The sequence below is a fragment of the Collinsella sp. LCP19S3_B6 genome, from assembly GCF_052121815.1.
GTDB lineage: Bacteria > Actinomycetota > Coriobacteriia > Coriobacteriales > Coriobacteriaceae > Collinsella.
The window spans coordinates 59,757-77,286 of the sequence record NZ_JBQKDN010000001.1 but is presented as its reverse complement, the minus strand read 5'-3'; the positions used below and the strand labels follow the sequence as shown (position 1 = coordinate 77,286).

15 protein-coding genes are annotated in these 17,530 nt (G+C 60.0%); 1 reads left to right on the top strand and 14 read right to left on the bottom strand.

Annotated features, from left to right (window positions below; all coding sequences use genetic code 11):
- Positions 1-160: 160 nt before the first annotated feature.
- From ACTQWD_RS00360 to purF, 8 genes are all read right to left on the bottom strand, one after another.
- Positions 161-604 carry a GatB/YqeY domain-containing protein gene (locus ACTQWD_RS00360; protein ID WP_427747592.1) on the bottom strand — a complete coding sequence of 148 codons (444 nt, stop codon included), beginning with the start codon at positions 602-604 and terminating at the stop codon, positions 161-163.
- Positions 605-658: 54 nt separating this feature from the next.
- Positions 659-1,882, bottom strand: a complete 1,224-nt coding sequence (locus ACTQWD_RS00355; protein ID WP_441559000.1) for a peptidylprolyl isomerase — start codon at positions 1,880-1,882, stop codon at positions 659-661.
- A gap of 120 nt (positions 1,883-2,002) precedes the next feature.
- Positions 2,003-2,470, bottom strand: a complete 468-nt coding sequence (locus ACTQWD_RS00350; RefSeq protein WP_427717974.1) for a PTS sugar transporter subunit IIA — start codon at positions 2,468-2,470, stop codon at positions 2,003-2,005.
- Positions 2,471-2,535: 65 nt separating this feature from the next.
- Entirely contained in the window at positions 2,536-3,003 is a 468-nt protein-coding gene (locus ACTQWD_RS00345) for a PIN domain-containing protein (protein ID WP_441558999.1), read from the bottom strand.
- On the bottom strand, positions 3,000-3,344 hold the full coding sequence (locus ACTQWD_RS00340; protein WP_441033124.1) for a type II toxin-antitoxin system RelB/DinJ family antitoxin: 345 nt from the start codon (positions 3,342-3,344) through the stop codon (positions 3,000-3,002). Before ACTQWD_RS00340 ends, ACTQWD_RS00345 begins: the two co-directional genes overlap by 4 nt.
- Before the next feature lie 233 nt (positions 3,345-3,577).
- Positions 3,578-4,285: a phosphoribosylglycinamide formyltransferase gene (purN, locus tag ACTQWD_RS00335; RefSeq protein WP_441033121.1), complete on the bottom strand. Its 708-nt coding sequence runs from the start codon at positions 4,283-4,285 to the stop codon at positions 3,578-3,580.
- A complete protein-coding gene (gene purM, locus ACTQWD_RS00330) occupies positions 4,275-5,378 on the bottom strand; it encodes a phosphoribosylformylglycinamidine cyclo-ligase (protein ID WP_427717964.1) in 1,104 nt (367 codons plus the stop codon). The genes purN and purM overlap by 11 nt, the downstream gene beginning before the upstream one ends.
- 156 nt (positions 5,379-5,534) lie before the next feature.
- Entirely contained in the window at positions 5,535-7,205 is a 1,671-nt protein-coding gene (gene purF, locus ACTQWD_RS00325; protein ID WP_441033118.1) for an amidophosphoribosyltransferase, read from the bottom strand.
- Between the two features lie 296 nt (positions 7,206-7,501).
- On the opposite strand from purF, the gene ACTQWD_RS00320 reads away from it, so the two are divergent.
- The gene (locus ACTQWD_RS00320) at positions 7,502-8,731 is read left to right on the top strand and encodes a putative ABC transporter permease (protein WP_441540336.1); all 1,230 of its coding nucleotides are present in this window, start codon (positions 7,502-7,504) and stop codon (positions 8,729-8,731) included.
- Positions 8,732-8,837: 106 nt separating this feature from the next.
- Here the strand turns inward: ACTQWD_RS00320 and ACTQWD_RS00315 are convergent, their stop codons facing one another.
- The 6 genes from ACTQWD_RS00315 to ACTQWD_RS00290 all read right to left on the bottom strand — a co-directional run bounded on the left by ACTQWD_RS00315 (position 8,838) and on the right by ACTQWD_RS00290 (position 17,525).
- Positions 8,838-9,257: a molybdenum cofactor biosynthesis protein MoaE gene (locus ACTQWD_RS00315; RefSeq protein WP_441054646.1), complete on the bottom strand. Its 420-nt coding sequence runs from the start codon at positions 9,255-9,257 to the stop codon at positions 8,838-8,840.
- Between the two features lie 135 nt (positions 9,258-9,392).
- Positions 9,393-10,085: a class B sortase gene (locus ACTQWD_RS00310; RefSeq protein WP_441558998.1), complete on the bottom strand. Its 693-nt coding sequence runs from the start codon at positions 10,083-10,085 to the stop codon at positions 9,393-9,395.
- Positions 10,086-10,439: 354 nt separating this feature from the next.
- Positions 10,440-10,904, bottom strand: coding sequence for a 5-(carboxyamino)imidazole ribonucleotide mutase (purE, locus tag ACTQWD_RS00305; RefSeq protein WP_373575402.1), 465 nt, complete (start codon positions 10,902-10,904; stop codon positions 10,440-10,442).
- A 484-nt stretch (positions 10,905-11,388) separates the two neighbouring features.
- Entirely contained in the window at positions 11,389-14,703 is a 3,315-nt protein-coding gene (gene carB, locus ACTQWD_RS00300) for a carbamoyl-phosphate synthase large subunit (RefSeq protein ID WP_441558997.1), read from the bottom strand.
- Position 14,704: 1 nt separating this feature from the next.
- Entirely contained in the window at positions 14,705-16,150 is a 1,446-nt protein-coding gene (gene carA, locus ACTQWD_RS00295) for a glutamine-hydrolyzing carbamoyl-phosphate synthase small subunit (RefSeq protein ID WP_441042195.1), read from the bottom strand.
- Between the two features lie 409 nt (positions 16,151-16,559).
- Positions 16,560-17,525 carry a hypothetical protein gene (locus ACTQWD_RS00290; RefSeq protein WP_441054653.1) on the bottom strand — a complete coding sequence of 322 codons (966 nt, stop codon included), beginning with the start codon at positions 17,523-17,525 and terminating at the stop codon, positions 16,560-16,562.
- Positions 17,526-17,530: the final 5 nt, after the last annotated feature.

Genomic DNA, 17,530 nt, shown 5'->3' with positions numbered 1-17,530 from the left:
ACAGACTTAAATGAGTACCCAATGAGAGGGCACTCATTTAAGCCTGTCCCCAATGAGCGCCCAATGACCAGCCAAGGGAGGCGCCCTTCATCGGCCAACAAAAAAGGGGGCGCGACCGCAATGGTCACGCCCCTCAACACCAACTATGTACCGCTCGGCCCTACACGAGTTTGCCGCCGACAATCTTGGCGGCTGCAGGCTTATCGAAGTTGCCGCCGGTGGCCTTGCCGAGCGCCCCCATAACCTGGCCCATCTGCTTCTTGGATGTGGCGCCCAGCTCGGCGATGACCTGCTCAATCAGCGTCTCGAGCTCCTCGCCCGAAACCTGGGCGGGCAGCAGGCTCTCCAGAATCTTGACCTGCTCGGTTAGGTTGTCGGTACGATCTTGATCGGTACCGGCCTTGATGGACATCTCCAACGTCTCGCTTGTCTGCTTAATCAGACGCTTGATCATGCTGTTGACGTCTTCCTCGGTCACGTCGCGGCGCTCGTTGACCTCGATGTTCTTAACCTCGGCCTTGACCTGGCGAATGATAGACAGGCGAACCTTGTCCTTGGCCTTCATGGCGGCAATCATTTCCTGCTGCAGCTCTTCGTTGGTCATCTGCAAATCCTCCTCAATAACATGGGCGGCACTCGCACGAGCACCGCCCCTTGATTACTCAGTCGTCGACGAATCGTCGGTCGAGCTCTTGGTGACGCCCTTCAGGCTCACGTTATAGGGCACGTCCTTGGGCATGGGGTTGACGGTAATGTCGGCATCCTTCGTGTACTTCTCCAGCCACTCGTTGTATGCCGTGCCCGATGCCTGGGTCTTCACCACATTGGAAACGTACTTCTTAATAGCCTTGGGCACCTGATTGATGTCATCGACCTGGCCATCGACATGGAAGTAGTCGGTGCACTTGATGATGTGGTAGCCATACGTCGACTCGACCACGTCGCTCACATCGCCCTTGTTAAGGCCCTCGAGCGCCGTCTGGTAGCTGTCGACAAAGGTGGTGAGCTTATCCCAGCCCACGTCACCCTTCTTCTCCTTGGAACCGGTGTCGTCGGAATACTGCTTCACGGCATCCTCAAAGCTCAGCTCGCCGGAGTTGATCTTATCCAGGCACTCCTGCGCCTTGGCCTTGGCGGCGGCCTTGTCCTCGTCGGAAGCGTCGGAATCAACCTTGATCAGGATGTTCGACGAGCGGCGGGCATCGTTGTAGTTAGACAGGTTCTCGTTAATGTAATCGACAATCTCGTTGTCCTTGGGCTTGCTGGTGGGAGCAACGGCATCCTTAAGCTTCTGCTGCGCCAGGCTCTCCTTGAGCGAGTCCTTGTAGGTGTCCTCGGTATAGCCGTAGGTCTTAAGGGTCTCCTTAAAGGTCTTGGCGCCCCCCGCGCTCTTGCAGGCGTCCTTCCAAGCCTTCTCTACTTCCTCGTCCGAAACCGTCACGCCGTTCTCCTTCTGCGCCTGCTGGAGCAGAATCTGCTGCGTATAGGAATCGATGAGCTGTTTGCGGTACTTCTTGGGCGTCAGGTCGTTATTGACCAGATACTGCGCCCAATCCTTGTCCTTGGTATAGCCGTAGGACGTGCGCATGCTCATGATCTGCTTGGTTACGGTGTCCTCGGTGAGGTTGGTTCCGTTGACGGTAGCAGCCACGCCGCCGGTCAGTTTGTAACCCGAGTTATTGTTCTCGGTCTGCGACATCAAACCGGAGCACGCCATGGCCGAGACGGAAAGCAGCATTGCCAGCACGCCGATAACCACCAGAACGATCTTGACGGTCTTGGACACGCGGGTTTTGCGCGCCTTTTTACGAGAGCTCGACGCGGCGCGGGCCTGCTGCTCGGGCGTCGGTGCGGCCTCTGGGTTCTTTTTCTTGTTTGCCATAGTTGGCCTTTCGCATCACGAATCGAACAAACGTCATTGTGTCACAACGCGGCCCCCGCGGCACACCTGGTGCATGGGGGACAGGTTAATCTGCACCATTTTGGTGCAAAGGTGCCAGTCTTAGAAGTGGCGGCGGATGGCGTCGACCATGCCCTGGGACGAAGTCTGACCGAGCACGTCGGCTGCGGCGTCGGCATCCATAAAGATATTCATAAGCGCTTGCAGGGCCTCGACCTGGCCGCCCGGCTCGGCAATACCCAGATTGATGATGATCTGCGCCGGCACGGGGGCACCCATGCCCGCCATAGCATTGAACGTCACGGGCGCGGAGGGCTTAATCACCGCGATATAGGGCTTAGCCACAAACCCCGGATCGGTATGCGGAATGGCAATATTGGCCGCCGGCATGGCGAGGCCCGTGGGATAGATGTCCTCGCGCGTACGGACGGCATCGAGCCAACCGGACGCAATGTAGCCGCGCGGAGCAAGCTCGCCCTCGAGTCGCGCAAACACCTCATCCGGCGTCGCGCACTCCCAATCAAAAAACACCAGCTCAGGCGCGAATAGCATCTCGGCGTTATCCGCCATACCGTCCTCCAAAGTTGCATGAGGTTCACAATGCCCCATATGATAGCGAAACCAGACAGGCAAGGTTAGTCGAGGATCCCAATCATCTCGAGTGCGCGGGCAGGCGTCAAGCACACCTCGGGCATCGCCTCCAGCATGCGCCGGTCGCTCGTGACCACGTAGTCAACATCTGCCGTCTCGCCCGAAGCGATGATGAGGTTGTCTTCGAGATCCGGCATGCGCTTGCCAAGCATGCGCGCCATCTCGCACTCTGCCAACGAAAGCGGAGAGGCAGTTGCCACCTGCATCATGTGCTCGATGCAGGCCCATGACGCCGAGGTAAACGGCACGTTAATCCCATTCGCATTCCGCCGGGCCAGACGCCGAGGCAGGATATAGAACACATCCTTTGCCGTCGTGGGCGTGTACAGAAGGTCAATCTTTCCCGCCTCGGCCAGTTCAACTAATCTCTTCGCTTCGTCGAACGCCCCCTCTTGCAGGTAATAATCGAGCCAAACGTTCGTATCTACCAAGAGATGCTTTGCCTCGATCATCGACAATTCGCCTCAATATCGGCAATCATCGTGTCATACATATCATCTCGTACGGCATCCCAGTCTTCCGCAGATGATCCAAATGGCGCAAAATCCGAAGCATTTAGCCCCAGCGATGAAAAAGCTAGGCCACACCCCTGCTCGGCCAGGCTCTCCGCGCGGGGTGCCTCGCGCTTATCCGTCACCATAAATCCCGGCAACGCTTGATGCTCGACAAGATAGGCCCAAAGCGCACGAATGGCATCGCTCGGCCCCAATCCATTGCGTGTCAGGACCGCATCGCCACCAGCCTTGAGCATAGGATCGATTCGTGTGTTGAGCTGCACCGTTGCTGCACCCATAGCGGCTCCTCTCTACTTGCTAGCAGTATAGCAAACATAAAAGGCCACGCAAAAGGGCCCCGCCCACACACGGACGAGGCCTATCGGATTTCTTGGAATGGGAATGGTGCCCGTCACGTTATCCAGAGCCCAAAATCAAAGAGATATTAAGCTGATTGGGGCACATGTGATTCCATATGCCCCAATCAGCTTTTTTGATAGTTTACGTCGCAATGAAAACCAGGTGAATCCTTTTACGCACGATGGCGCGCCGGATCAATTGCCACCTTACCGCTCTCCAGCACGTGGACGCGGCCGTCAGCGAGCATCTGCACGACTTCGGGATACAGCACGTGCTCGATCGCGTGAATGTGCTCCTCGAGCGTATCGACATCCCAGCCTTCCTCAACGGCCAGCGCGCGCTGGGCGATGATGGGACCGTTGTCGTAGATCTCGTTGGCAAAATGCACGGTCACACCGGTCACCTTGACGCCGCGCGCAAAGGCATCGTCGATCGCATGCGCACCGGTAAAGCTCGGCAGCAGCGCCGGATGCAGATTGACAACGCGGTTGGGGAACGCCGCCAGCAGGGGTGTGTGCACCATGCGCATGTAGCCAGCCATGACCACATACTCGCAGCCGCGCTCGAGAAGCTCGTGCGCAATAATCTCGTCGGCGGCGATAGGGTCGGCGTAGACATCCTTGGAGAGCGTCAGCGTCTGGATACCCGCACGCTCTGCACGCTGCAGGCCCTTGGCCGAAGGACGGCTCGACACCACGAGCTCGATCGAAGCATTGAGCTTGCCGGCGGCAATCAGGTCGACGAGCGCCTGCAGGTTGGTGCCCGAACCGCTGATGAGCACGCCGATCTTGAGCGGATCGGCCGTGTCGGTACCGGTCGGACGGGTGTAGGGCACAAAGTCCAAGCCCTCGGCGGCAGCCGTCTGCTCGTTAGCGCTCATCGGAGTACACGACCTTACCGGAGCCCTCGACGCATTCGCCCACGCGGAACGGCTTCTCGCCCAGCGCGACCAGGGCATCGGTTACCGCGGCCTCATCTTCGGGAGCGACAATCAGGCACAGGCCGACGCCCATGTTGAAGGTCTTGCATGCCTCGTTGGGCGTAAGCTCGGCCTGGTGCGAAACATAGGTGATGACGGGCGGAATGTCCCAGCCCATCTCGGCGCCATTGCGGGTGACCACGGCGTCGACGTCGTCGGCCAACGCACGGTTAAGGTTCTCGGTGATGCCACCGCCGGTGATATGAGCGATGGCGTGCACCGGAGCGCCGCCGCGGAGCAGCTCAAGAATCGGCTTGACGTAGATGCGCGTGGGGGCCAGCAGAGCGTCTGCCAGTGATGCGCCGCCGAGCTCCTCGAGCGGACGGCTCAGCTCCTCGGCCTTAGCGGCGGCCTCGGGCGTACCCGGCTTGATGCCGTCAACGCCGATGACTTTACGCACGAGCGAGTAGCCGTTGGAGTGCACGCCGGTGGAGGGAAGGCCCAGAATCACGTCGCCGGGGCGGACGTTGGCGGGGTCGAGCATCTTGGGACGGTCGACGACACCCACGGTAAAGCCGGCGAGGTCGTAGTCGGCGGGAGCCATGACGCCCGGGTGCTCGGCCATCTCGCCGCCCACGAGCGCGCAGCCCGCGAGCTTGCAGCCGTCTGCCACGCCCTTGATGATCTTTGCCATGTGCTCGGCCTCGATGTGGCCGATGGCAACATAATCCAGGAAGAACAGCGGCTCGGCGCCCGAAGCCAAAATGTCGTTGACGCACATGGCGACCAGGTCCTGGCCCACCGTCTCGTGACGGTCCATGATCTGGGCGAGGACGAGCTTGGTGCCCACGCCGTCGGTACCGCTGATCAGGATCGGGTCTTCCATATCCTTAAGTGCGGCGGCCGAGAACAGGCCGCCAAAGCCACCGATGCCACCGATAACCTCGGGACGGTTGGTATCCTTAACCATTTGCTTAATAGCGTCGACGGCGCGGCCGCCCTCGGCGGTATCGACGCCGGCATCCTCATACGTCACATGCTTGCTGTCGCTCATCTGAGCCTTCCTCTCCCACTACCGTTTGACACACAGACGCCAAACAGTGCCCATAGTTGCGTTCATATCGGCGCACACCGCAGCGGTGCGCGCCGTCATATCAACAAAACAGCAGGTAAAACCTACCAAAATAAACCTGTCCCTACATGGCAGGTTTTAGGCCTCGCCGTGCTTCTCTTCCCAGCTGCGGTCATCGTATTTCTCGACCACGGCGTCGTCGCCAAAGTGCAGCGGCTTATCCAGGTTGCGGGGCTTAAAGCCCTCCATAAACTTGTCGCGGCCAAAGCTCTCGGGAATCGCCACGGGATAACGGCCGGTAAAGCACGCATCGCAGTAGCCGCCCTTGGGCATGACCTTCAGCAGGCCCTCGACCGAAAGGAAGGCCAGCGAATCGGCGCCAATGTACTCGCAGATCTCATCGACCGTCTTGTTAGCGCTGATGAGCTGCGACTGCACGTCGGTATCGATGCCGTAGAAGCACGGCCAGATGACCTCGGGCGAGTTGATGCGGATGTGAATCTCCTTGGCGCCGGCGTTGCGCAGCATCTTGACGAGCTGCACCATGGTGGTGCCGCGAACGATGGAGTCGTCGATGACGACCAGGCGCTTGCCCTCGATATTGTCGCGCAGTGGATTGAGCTTCATGCGCACGCCCATGGCACGCAGCTCCTGCGTGGGCTCGATAAACGTACGGCCCACATAGCGATTCTTGATGAGGCCCTCGCCAAAGGGAATGCCGCTCTCACGCGAATAACCCTCCGCAGGCGGCAGACCGGAGTCGGGCACACCGATGACCAGGTCGGCATCGACGGGCTCCTCGTGTGCCAGCTGACGACCCATGTCGTAACGGCAGGCGTAGACGCTCTTGCCATTCATGATGGAGTCTGGGCGGGCAAAGTAGACCTGCTCAAAGATGCAGTTAGCGGGCTCTTCGGCAGCGGGCACGCCTTGCTCGGACACCAAGCCCTCGGCGCTGATGCGCAAGATCTCGCCGGGACGGACGTCGCGGACGTACTCGGCACCCACAATGTCGAGCGCGCAGGTCTCGGACGCAACGACCCAGCCACCAGCGCGAGTGACATGAGTGGCAGCGTCGACCGTCGCGGCGTCGTCTTGCGACGGCAGCCGCGAAACGGATGCGGCGTCGGCCTGGTCCAAGCCCTCGTCCACGAGCTTGCCCAGCACCAGCGGACGAATGCCGTGCGGGTCGCGGAAAGCATAGAGCGCCTGCTCGTTGATGAGCGTCATGGCATAGCCACCGCGCACGAGTTCCATCGTCTTGCGAATGCCCTCGCGCAAATGGCCTGTGCGCTGCGTAAAGTAGCCGATGAGCTTGGTCGCGACCTCGGAATCCGAATTGGAGAGGAACGGCACGCCCAGCTCGATGAGCTGACGGCGCAGCTCGTCGGTGTTGACGAGGGTGCCGTTGTGCGCAAGTGCGATGATGACGCTATTAATGGTCGAAAGATGTGGCTGCGAGGCTTCCCAGCTCTTGGCGCCGGCAGTGCCGTAGCGCACGTGACCCACGGCCAACTGACCAGAAAGCGTCGATAGGTCGGCGTTGGAGAACACACGGTCGAGCAGTCCCAGGTCTTTACGAACCATAACCGTGCCGCCGTCGCCCACGGCGATTCCCGCCGATTCCTGGCCGCGATGCTGCAGCGCACGCAGACCAAAGTACGTCAGTCGAGCCACGTCGCGATCGGGCGCCCACACACCAAAAACGCCGCATTCCTCATGCAGCTGGTCGGAGTCCGGATCGTACGTCGACATGGTCGTCACCTGTCCCGTGGCACGCTCGGCCGCGCGGATGGTTTCTTGAGACATGGCATCCCCTCAGAGCCTCGTTATTTGGCGTTACCTGCCCTATTATACGCACGGCAAGACAAGCACTCCCGCGCATGAACAGCGGTTTTTAAAAGCCCACCGAGCTTATTATCCGTTTTGCGACCAAACATTTTATTGGGTAGTCCACTCTCAGGGGCAACGGCCTCGAAGACTTCCCGTGCGCCGTGTCTCGCCCGCGCTAGGGGCTACATTGTTGCAATTGGGACGTTCGTCCTGTCTTTTAGCTGGTCGTCGGCGTATCCTTGTAGGCTACTACAAGACGAGAAAGGTAGCGTATGGATCGAAATCAACTCGACCCCAGTGTCCCCAGCACCACGGAGGCCAAGAAGATCCCCCTTATCATCAAGGTCTACGCAGTCCTGTGCACCCTATCTGGCGTGGGCACGCTCCCGTCAGTCGCCGTCTTTATGTGGCGGGTCATCACCGCACTCATTAACGGCAACGTCGCCGCTAAGCTCGGTGATAACACCCTGGTCGCGGTTGGCCTTATCGTCGCCGGCATTATGCTCTCGGCGGCAAGCGCGATCATCTTGATCGTCTTTGGCCTGGACCTCATCAAGGACCAGCGGCGCAATGCCGCCCGCCTGTCTTACGTCCTCATCGCATTTACCGTCGTGGAGCTTTTAGTTGACGTGATGCTCCAGGGTATCGGACCCTTCCTGCTGCGCCCCGCCGTCCAGCTTGTCATCCTCATTGCGCTGTCGGCCACCGTCGACCCCACGCTACGCCAGGAGCGCGAACTGCAGCGCCGTCTGCAAGAGATGCTCGACCGCGATGCCGCCGCCGAGGGGATGCTCGGCCGCGACGAAACCGGCGAGGGCTACATCAAGCTCAACTACTTCAACCTGTTCTGGGTATTCTTCGTCTGCAGCGTGTTAGGTCTCATTCTCGAGGAAGTCTGGCATATGGTCGTCGTCGATCCCGGCGTCTATCAGGACCGTGCCGGTATGCTATTTGGCCCCTTTAGCCCCATCTACGGATTTGGCGCGGTGCTCATGACCATGGCGCTCAACCGCTTCTATAAAAAGAATCCTCTGATCATTTTCCTGGTAAGTGCCCTGATCGGCGGCGCTTTCGAGGTGTTTGTAGGCTGGTTTATGCAGACCTCATTTGGCGTGGTGTCGTGGAGTTATTCACACATTAGGCTATTCGGCATGCCCGATCCCATCGCGGTATTGACCGGGGGACGCACATGCACGCCGTTTGCCTGCATGTGGGGCCTGGGTGGCCTCATCTGGATCAAGGTCTTGCTGCCGCGCCTGCTTAAGCTCATCAATATGATTCCATGGAAACGCCGCTACTCTGCTACCGTCATCCTGACCGCCGTCATGTTGATCGACGGCGTCATGACGTTGCAATCGCTCGACTATTGGTATCAGCGCGTCAACGGAACCGTTCGAAATATTCCCGTCGCACAGTTCTATGACAAGCATTTCGATAACGAATATATGGAGAACCGTTTTCAGAGTATGACCATGAGCCCCAAGGACGCCACACGCGTGTAGCAAACGCCAGAGCAAAATAGCTCCAACACATCAAAGCCCGCTGGCAGATCTACATGAACTGCCGGCGGGCTTTCGCTATAGACAGACTCGGATTGCCGACGAGGCCTTACGCCTCGCGCTCGACCTCGCTCACGCACTCGTTCTTGATGGTGCCGACGAGCGACTGCAGCGCATCGACCACATGCGGGCGGATATCCCCTCCAATAAGTACAAGCATGATGTCATCGCCCACGGCAAGCTCACCGCTCGCCAGCCATACGCGCACATAGCCGATGCCGGGCATCGCACGCGTCGCTTCGATGGCAGACCGTACCTTGTCGGCGTCGTAGCCAAACACCATGCCGCTTACTTTATGACCCGGCGCCACGCCATCGGTCTTGACACCACGGGCCTCAGACTTGGGCGTTGCGCGCACCACGCCGTTATGCGTCAGGTACATACCGCACGCCGGTGCCGAGGCGTCGGCCTTGGCCTCGCGCAGCCAGACATCGACCGAAGGCATCATCTTGCCATTCTCAAGCATCATTTCCCCTTATTGTCGTCGAGTAGCCTTGGGGCGGAGTTCCTTATAGCTACCCTTCGATTACCAGCCAGATTCTCTGTCAAACAGAATGAGAGCGACTAAAAGATCCCCGTCCCAAATTAGCCACCCTCGGGCAATTTATTCTTCAACCGGCGTGAGCACCATCACGGCACGCGTGTCGCTAAAGGAAAGGGAGCGGCAGGTGATGAGCGTTACGGCCTTGGTTGCCGAAGACGCACGATCACTCGCATCATAGGCCTTCGCCGATGCTCCATCCAGCATTTCGGAAAGATAGTTCTTTAGACCGTCTTCGCCATCGAAGCTCGGTGTGCGCGCTTTGTTATACGTATCCTCGACAATCTTGGTCACGAGCGGCTTGAGTTTATACGTACCGTCGCGCGTAATGTAGTACACATACTCGATGCTATCGAACTTTGCCTGGTCGGTTGTGTCCGAAATAATGTTGAACATCGAGCCGTCGTTCATATGATGGCCATAGATCGTGGTCTGCTGGTCCACCATACCGGGGGCCGTATCGTCGCAGTCCAGGAAAATTGCACCGGAAGCGTTGGATGTACCGTCAAACAACGTGTTGAGGTACTTGGAGTTATTGTTGGCCTGAACCACCGGATAATTGATAGTAGTATCCGGAACGTAAATCCAGCCGACAATCTCGGGGTTCGTCTGCGCAAGGGCATCAAAATCAACGACGGGGATGCCGCTGCCATCCTTATCGCTCACATATTGTTTCTCGATCTTTGCATACGAGTCGCTTGCCTGTTTGTAGCCAATTTGCGCATTGATGTAGATAGCCGCTGCGGCAACAATCAATCCGATTCCGACAATGATGAGCAAGATAGGGAAAATCGACCGACGTTTTTTGCGCGGCTGTTGGACATGTCCCGCCGAGTCCTTATGGGCCGGTGGCGTAGTACGCTGCGGCGATTTCGCCGTGCTATACGCCGAAGGACGGTATGCGGCAGGCGTATTCTGGCGCTGGCGGCGCTGCCCTGTCGGCACCACGGGGCGTGGGGCACGGGCATGCTGGGGAGAGGATGCCCGACCCTGCTGAGGCGCACGGCTGTCAGCGGGCTTTGAAGGGTCGGGGATTTGAGAGGACCTAAAACGTTTTCCCTGATAGTCGGACATAACTCTCCTTATGGCACAAAAGGAATGGTGGCGATCTTACGCGTCAGCCATCTCCTGTTTCATTTTCTCAATGACCGTACGATACTCGGGGTCGCAAGCACCCAGAATCTGTGTGGCGTAGATAGCGGCGTTCTTGGCGCCGTTGATGGCAACACAGGCTACGGGCACGCCCGAAGGCATTTGCACCATCGACAACAGCGAATCCATGCCGCCCAGGTCACTCGTCTTCATAGGAACACCGATAACCGGCAGCGGCGTAAAGGCAGCCACGACACCGCCCAAGTGAGCGGCCTTGCCGGCGGCGGCGATAATCACCTTGATACCGCGATCGGCAGCAGTCGAAGCCCACTCGTGAACCTTCGCCGGCGTGCGGTGCGCGCTTGCGATCACGAGCTCATAGGGCACGCCCAGCGCCTCGAGCTCGGCGGTGCAGCCTTCCATAACGCCCAGATCGGACTTGGAGCCCATGATGATCCCGACAACCGGCTTCTGATCTGCCATAAATAAAGACCTCCTGTTGAGAGCGGTGACGCGGCCAATCCGCGACCCTTAACTACTGAGAGTAGTATAGCCGCTCCCGTCCCTGCGGTCTGTGGGTGCTCTGCGGCGGCCCGGTGTTTTCATCTTCACTCCGGTTGCTACGCAAAGTCGTTCAGATGAAAACACCGGGCCGCCGCAGAGCACCTTCGACCTACCGGGAATTGCCATGACGTACGTTGGCTGATTTGGTTTGGAATGGGAGGTTGACGAGGCTGAAAGTCCCTCCTACATAACGTGGGCGCCGTCGTTCGAATGAACGACGGCGCCCACACTCAATTTTATTCAGCCCCAGTCATCGCGCAAAGCCCCTTCTGCAGCACACGGTGCAGCAAAGTCACCGCAGGCCGGGGCGGGAGGGGCCGAGTTTCCTCCTGAGCGACTCTGCTTGCAGCCGGAGCGAAAGGGGGAAATCTCGGCCCCTCCCGCCCCGGCCGACCAGGTCACATTACACCGTGTACTGCGGCAGGTCCTGCAGGGCGATGACGTCCATGCCCATGTCGTTGGCGCTGCCGTGGCCCTGCTGGTCCTCGCGCACCGCCTCGATAGCACTCACGTAGGTATTGGCGGCAGACATCGCCGTCACGCAGGTCACGCCGCGGCGCACCGCCTCGGTGCGCAACAGATAGCCGTCGCCGCGCGAGCCCGGGCCGTACGGCGTATTGATGATCACCGCGATCTTGCCATCGGCGATAAGGTCACCGATGTTGGGACGTTCGCCGTCGTGCGGGCCGCTGATCTTTTCCACGACCTCGCACGTCACGTTGCCTCCACGCAGCACGCGCGCCGTACCCTCGGTAGAGCAGATGTCAAAGCCCAGATAGCGCAGGATACGGGCGACCGAAAGGATATGACGCTTGTCGCGATCGCACACGCTAATGAACACCTTGCCGGCGCTCGGATCGGGCAGCTTGTAGTCAATCGCCAGCTGTGTCTTGGCATATGCCTCGGGATAGCTCTTGGCGACACCCATGACCTCGCCCGTCGACTTCATCTCGGGCCCCAGGATAACGTCGGCTCCCGGGAAACGGCCCCAGGGCATAACGGCTTCCTTCATGCAGAAGCAGTCCAGCTGGCGCTCGTCGCTCGGCAGGCCCAGGCTCGCGATGGAATCGCCCGCCATGATGCGCGCCGCGCACTTGGCCAGCGGCACGCCGGTGGCCTTGGAGATAAACGGCACGGTACGGCTGGCACGCGGGTTGGCCTCGATCACGTAGACGGTCTCGCCCTTGATGGCATACTGCACATTGACCAGGCCGCGGACTCCCAGCGCCATCGCGATGCGGCGCGTGGTCTCGCGGAGCTTCGCCTGCAGACTCTCGCTAAAGCTAAACGGCGGAATGCAAGTCGCGGAGTCACCGGAGTGGATACCGGCCTCCTCGATATGCTCCAGAATACCGCCGATGTAGACCTCCTCGCCGTCGCACAGGGCATCGACATCGGACTCGATCGCGCCCTCCAGGAAGCGGTCGAGGTACACCGGGTAGTCGGGGCTAATGCGGGCAGCCTCGGCCATGTAATCGTGCAGATGCTCGGCATCGTAGGCGATCATCATGCCGCGGCCGCCCAACACATAGCTCGGACGAACCAGCAGCGGGTAGCCGATATGCGCAGCCACGGCCTCGGCCTCCTCAAACGAGGTGGCCTGACCCGCCGGCGGGTACATAATGCCCAGTCTGTCGAGCAGGGCGGCAAAGCGCTCGCGGTCCTCGGCAAAATCGATGGCATCGGGCTTGGTACCCATGATGTTCACGCCGCTCTCCTCGAGCATGCGCGCCAGCTTAAGCGGGGTCTGGCCGCCGAGCGTCACCACGACGCCGTCGGGGCGCTCAACATCGATAACGTCCATGACGTCCTCGTAGGTGAGCGGCTCAAAGTACAGACGATCGGACGTGTCGTAGTCGGTCGAGACGGTCTCGGGGTTGCAGTTGACCATGATGGTCTCGAAGCCACGGGCCGCCAGCGCGTAGCTCGCGTGCACGCAGCAGTAGTCAAACTCGATACCCTGGCCGATACGGTTGGGGCCGGCGCCCAGGATCATCGCCTTGGGCTTGTCCGCCGGCGTGGTCTCGTCGGGAGCCACGCACTTCTTGGCATCCGGGCTCGTGCGGTAGATGTTCTCGTACGTCTTGTAGTGGTACTCCGTGGCGCTCGAGAACTCCGCAGCGCAGGTATCGACCGTCTTCATGCTGGGAACCACGCCCAGACCCTTACGGTAAGCGCGAACAAAGCGCTCGTCCGAGCCGGTCAGCGCGGCAATCTCGGCATCGCTCGTGCCATACTGCTTGAGCAGGCGCATCGCGTCGGCGTCGATGTCCTCCACGCACAGGCCGCGAATGCTCTCCTGGACCTGCACCATATCGTTGATACGGTTGAGATACCACGGATCGATGCCGCAGATGGCATGGATGCGCGCGACATCCCAGCCACGACGCAGGGCCTCGACCACAAAGAAGATGCGGTGCTCAGTCGGGGTGCCCACGGCCTGAGCGAGCTCGTCGTCGCTCAGCTTATCGGCACCTTCCTTGCCACCAGCGCAAATGCCCTGATGCCCGTCCTCCAGCGAGCGCATGGCCTTGCCAAAGGCCTCCTCAAAGGTGCGGCCGATCGCCATGATCTCGCCCACGGCTTTCATGCGCGTTGTGAGCGTGGGGTCGGTACCCTTGAACTTCTCAAAGGCAAAGCGCGGCACCTTGACCACACAGTAGTCGATCGTGGGCTCAAAGCAGGCAGGCGTGGCTTTGGTGATGTCGTTGACGATCTCGTCGAGCGTGTAGCCCACGGCCAGGCGAGCGGCGGCCTTGGCGATGGGGAAGCCCGTGGCCTTGGAGGCCAGTGCGGACGAACGGCTCACGCGCGGGTTCATCTCGATGACGATCAGGCGACCGGTCTGCGGGTTCACGGCAAACTGCACGTTGGAGCCACCGGTCTCGACGCCGATCTTCTCCAGAATGGCGAGCGAGGCGACACGCATGCGCTGATACTCAAGGTCGGAGAGGGTCTGCGCCGGCGCCACGGTGATGGAGTCGCCGGTATGCACGCCCATGGGGTCGAGATTCTCGATGGAGCACACGATGATGCCGTTGCCGGCGTGGTCGCGCATGACCTCCATCTCGTACTCTTTCCAACCCTCGATGGACTCCTCGACCAGTACCTCGTGGGCGGGCGAAAGCTCAAGGCCCTGGCTCACGATGGAGACGAGCTCCTCGTGGGTGTGCGCGATGCCACCGCCGGCGCCGCCCAGGGTAAAGCTCGGGCGCAGCACGCAGGGATATCCCACGCGCTCGGCGATGGCCTCGGCGTCGGCCACGCTGTAGGCATAGCCCGAGCGCGCGACCTCCAGGCCGATCTCAGCCATGGCCTCGTTAAAGAGCTTGCGGTCCTCGCCGCGCTCGATGGCGGCAAGGTCGCAGCCGATCATCTCGACGCCGTACTGGTCGAGCGTGCCGTCCTTTGCCAGCTCGACGGCGGCGTTCAGACCGGTCTGGCCGCCCAGCGTGGGCAGCAGCGCGTCCGGGCGCTCCTTCTTGATCACGCGCTCGATAAATTCGGCGGTGATGGGCTCGACATAGGTGCGGTCGGCCAGGCCCGGGTCGGTCATGATGGTCGCCGGGTTGGAGTTGACCAGGATGACCTCAAAGCCATCCTCCTTGAGCACCTTGCAGGCCTGGGCGCCGGAGTAATCGAACTCGCAGGCCTGGCCAATGACGATGGGGCCCGAGCCAATGACGAGGATACGCTTGATGTCAGTACGCTTAGGCATGTTAGTTCTCCTCGGTCTCGGTCGTGGCGGAACCCTCGTCGGCAAAGTTCCAGCCCTGCAGGCGGTCCTTCGCGGTGTCGATGTCCAGGTAGTTCTCCTCGCCGTCCATGAGTCGCGTAAAGGCGGTAAAGAGATAGTGGGCATCGGTGGGGCCGGGCGAGGCCTCGGGGTGGTACTGGACCGAGAAGCACGGGGCGTCGAGCAGCTGAATGCCCTCGGCGGTGCCGTCGTTGAGGTTCACGTGCGTCAGGCGAATGCGGCCAAAGCGCTCGTTCATCACGACGGGCGCGATACCACGGCGCGCCCAGACGCGCAGATCGCCGTCGGCCGCATGCTCGGTCTCGCCGCCCGAAAGTTCGGGGACAAGCTTGCCCAAGCTGGGGAACAGCAGGCCAAAGCCATGGTTTTGCGCGGTAATTTCCACGCGGCGGCTGACCAGGTTCATAACCGGCTGGTTACCGCCACGGTGACCGAATTTGAGTTTTTCCATCTGGGCGCCGCATGCCAAGCTGATCATCTGGTGACCCAGGCAAATGCCAAAGACGGGCACCTTGCCGATCAGTTGCTGCACCTGCTCGTAGGTCTCTACCACGGCATCGGGGTCGCCGGGACCGTTGGACAAAAAGACGCCATCGGGATTCATGTCGAGTACCTGACGCGCGGGTGTATCCCACGGCACGACGGTGAGGGCGCAGCCAGCACGGACCAGACCCTCCAGGATGCCACGCTTGACACCGCAGTCGTACGCGACCACGTTGTGGCGGGCGGGAGCGGGGGCCGCAAGCGCAAAGCCATGCTCGGCAGGCAGATCGCTTCCGGCGAACGGATGGGGCGCAGGGCAGCTCACGGTCTTGACCAGGTTCTCCCCCACCAGCGTGGGAGCAGAGGCCAAGCGCTCGGCAAGCTCGTCGATGTCGAGGACCTCAGTCGAGATAATGCCCATCTTGGAGCCATTGTCGCGCAGGTGGCGCACCAGGGCTCGGGTGTCGACGCCCTCGATAGCGACGATGCCGTGTGCGCGCAGGTACTCCGGCACGCTAACGGCCGAGCGCCAGTTAGAAGGCGTGGCACACATGTCGCGCACGATCATGCCGCGCATGGCGGGAGCACTCGCAGGGCGTACGTCATCGCCGGGGAAGGCGGACTGGACATCGGTCTCGTCGATGCCATAATTGCCAATCTGCGGATAGGTCATGGTAACGATCTGGCCAGCATAGCTCGGGTCGGTCATAACCTCAAAGTAACCCTCGAGTGAGGTATTGAAGCAGACTTCGCCGGTCGCGGTGCCCTCGGCACCACATGCACGGCCATAAAAAATGGTCCCATCCTCAAGGTACAGGATGCAGGGACCGCAAGCACCCTTGCTGGTTTTGGCCAGCATGCGCTGGCACAGTTCGCTGGGCGCGATGGTGCGGGCGGCAGCGCCCGCAATATGGTTGTTCGCCATAGTTCTCCTTCCCGGTCTCTCGGGACCGGCTTAAAGGTGTGTAGTTAGGCCTCGCGGTATTCTAACCGTAAGCATGACTTATGGCGTTAATTACATAGAATTGTTTACAAAATGATAATTATGACTTCTTATGCATAATGATTTTCTAGGACGGGATTAAAAAATCATTCTGAAAGCAGAGCTTTGTCGCTGAGTAGTCAATTTGGGACGGGGCTATTTTAGCTGCCCCGTCCGTCAATCAACCTAACCGTCGTGCCACCAGCCGGGGTAGCTAAAATAGCCCCGTCCCAAATTGACTACTCGCCAACCGCATACATGACAGAATAATTTTTTAATCCCCGTCCCAGAAAAATCATCCCGCGTGGGCTTGCGGCTCACGCGGGATGTCATCGTTCTATGTGGCTGCGGACTACTTTTGCTTGTCCTGCTCAAGTAATTCGGACGGGGTGCGGCCAAGCTTGCCGCCACGGAAAATCTCGCGGCCGTGCAGGCGGTGCTCCAGGTCACGTTCGGCCTTTTCCTCGTCAATCTTAGTCTGGCTCACCGCCGGGTCCTCGATGAGCGACGATACCGAGTTCACCTGTTTCTGAATGCGCTCGGCAATGGTGTCATCCATGCTCACGATACGCATCTTCCAGTCGATATTGGTGGCGTTGGAAGAGCTCTTGGTCCAGACGAACGTCAGGATGGCGCTCTGGTGGCCCTGGGCGGGAAACATGCCAAAGAAGGAATCATGCTGAATCCTGCTGTCCTCGTCGATATAGGCGTGGACGTTATACACCACACGGTCAATCTTGTCGTTGAGCAGGGCATTGGTTGCGAGCGCCGCCGCCTGAATCTGACCGTTGGACAGCAACTCGAGTTCATTGGCAGAAGACGTGTCCAGCACCGTCACCTCAACCGTGCCCGTACCCTCGTCGGCCTCGTCGACGGTAAAATCGAGCGGGAACTGCGTAAAGCCGTTGCCCCATTCAAGTCCACCTTTGAGCGCGGTCGAGACGGTATCCACCGAAACGCTCTCGGAGAGGTTCGCGGTGTTCAGGCGTCGCATCACGCCGTAGCCGATCTGCATGCCCACAATCAGCACCAGGATGCCGATAACCACGGCCATGGCAGTTTTCGTAATGGTATGGCTCACCTGCGAACCCGAAGGATCGTCCTCGGACAGCGGGTCGATATGTTTTGCCTGGCTCGCGCGATCCTCGCTGCGCAGCCGCGCCAGTGTCGCCTTGTCACCGCGTTTGACGGCAGACTCTTTCTCGCGCATGCGCTCGGTACGCTTTTTGGCGAGTGTAGGATCCAAGACGCCGGATGCATCGATTTCGGAGAATAACTCCGTCACTTCTTCCGGAGTCAGATGGTTCTTATCAGCCATAACCT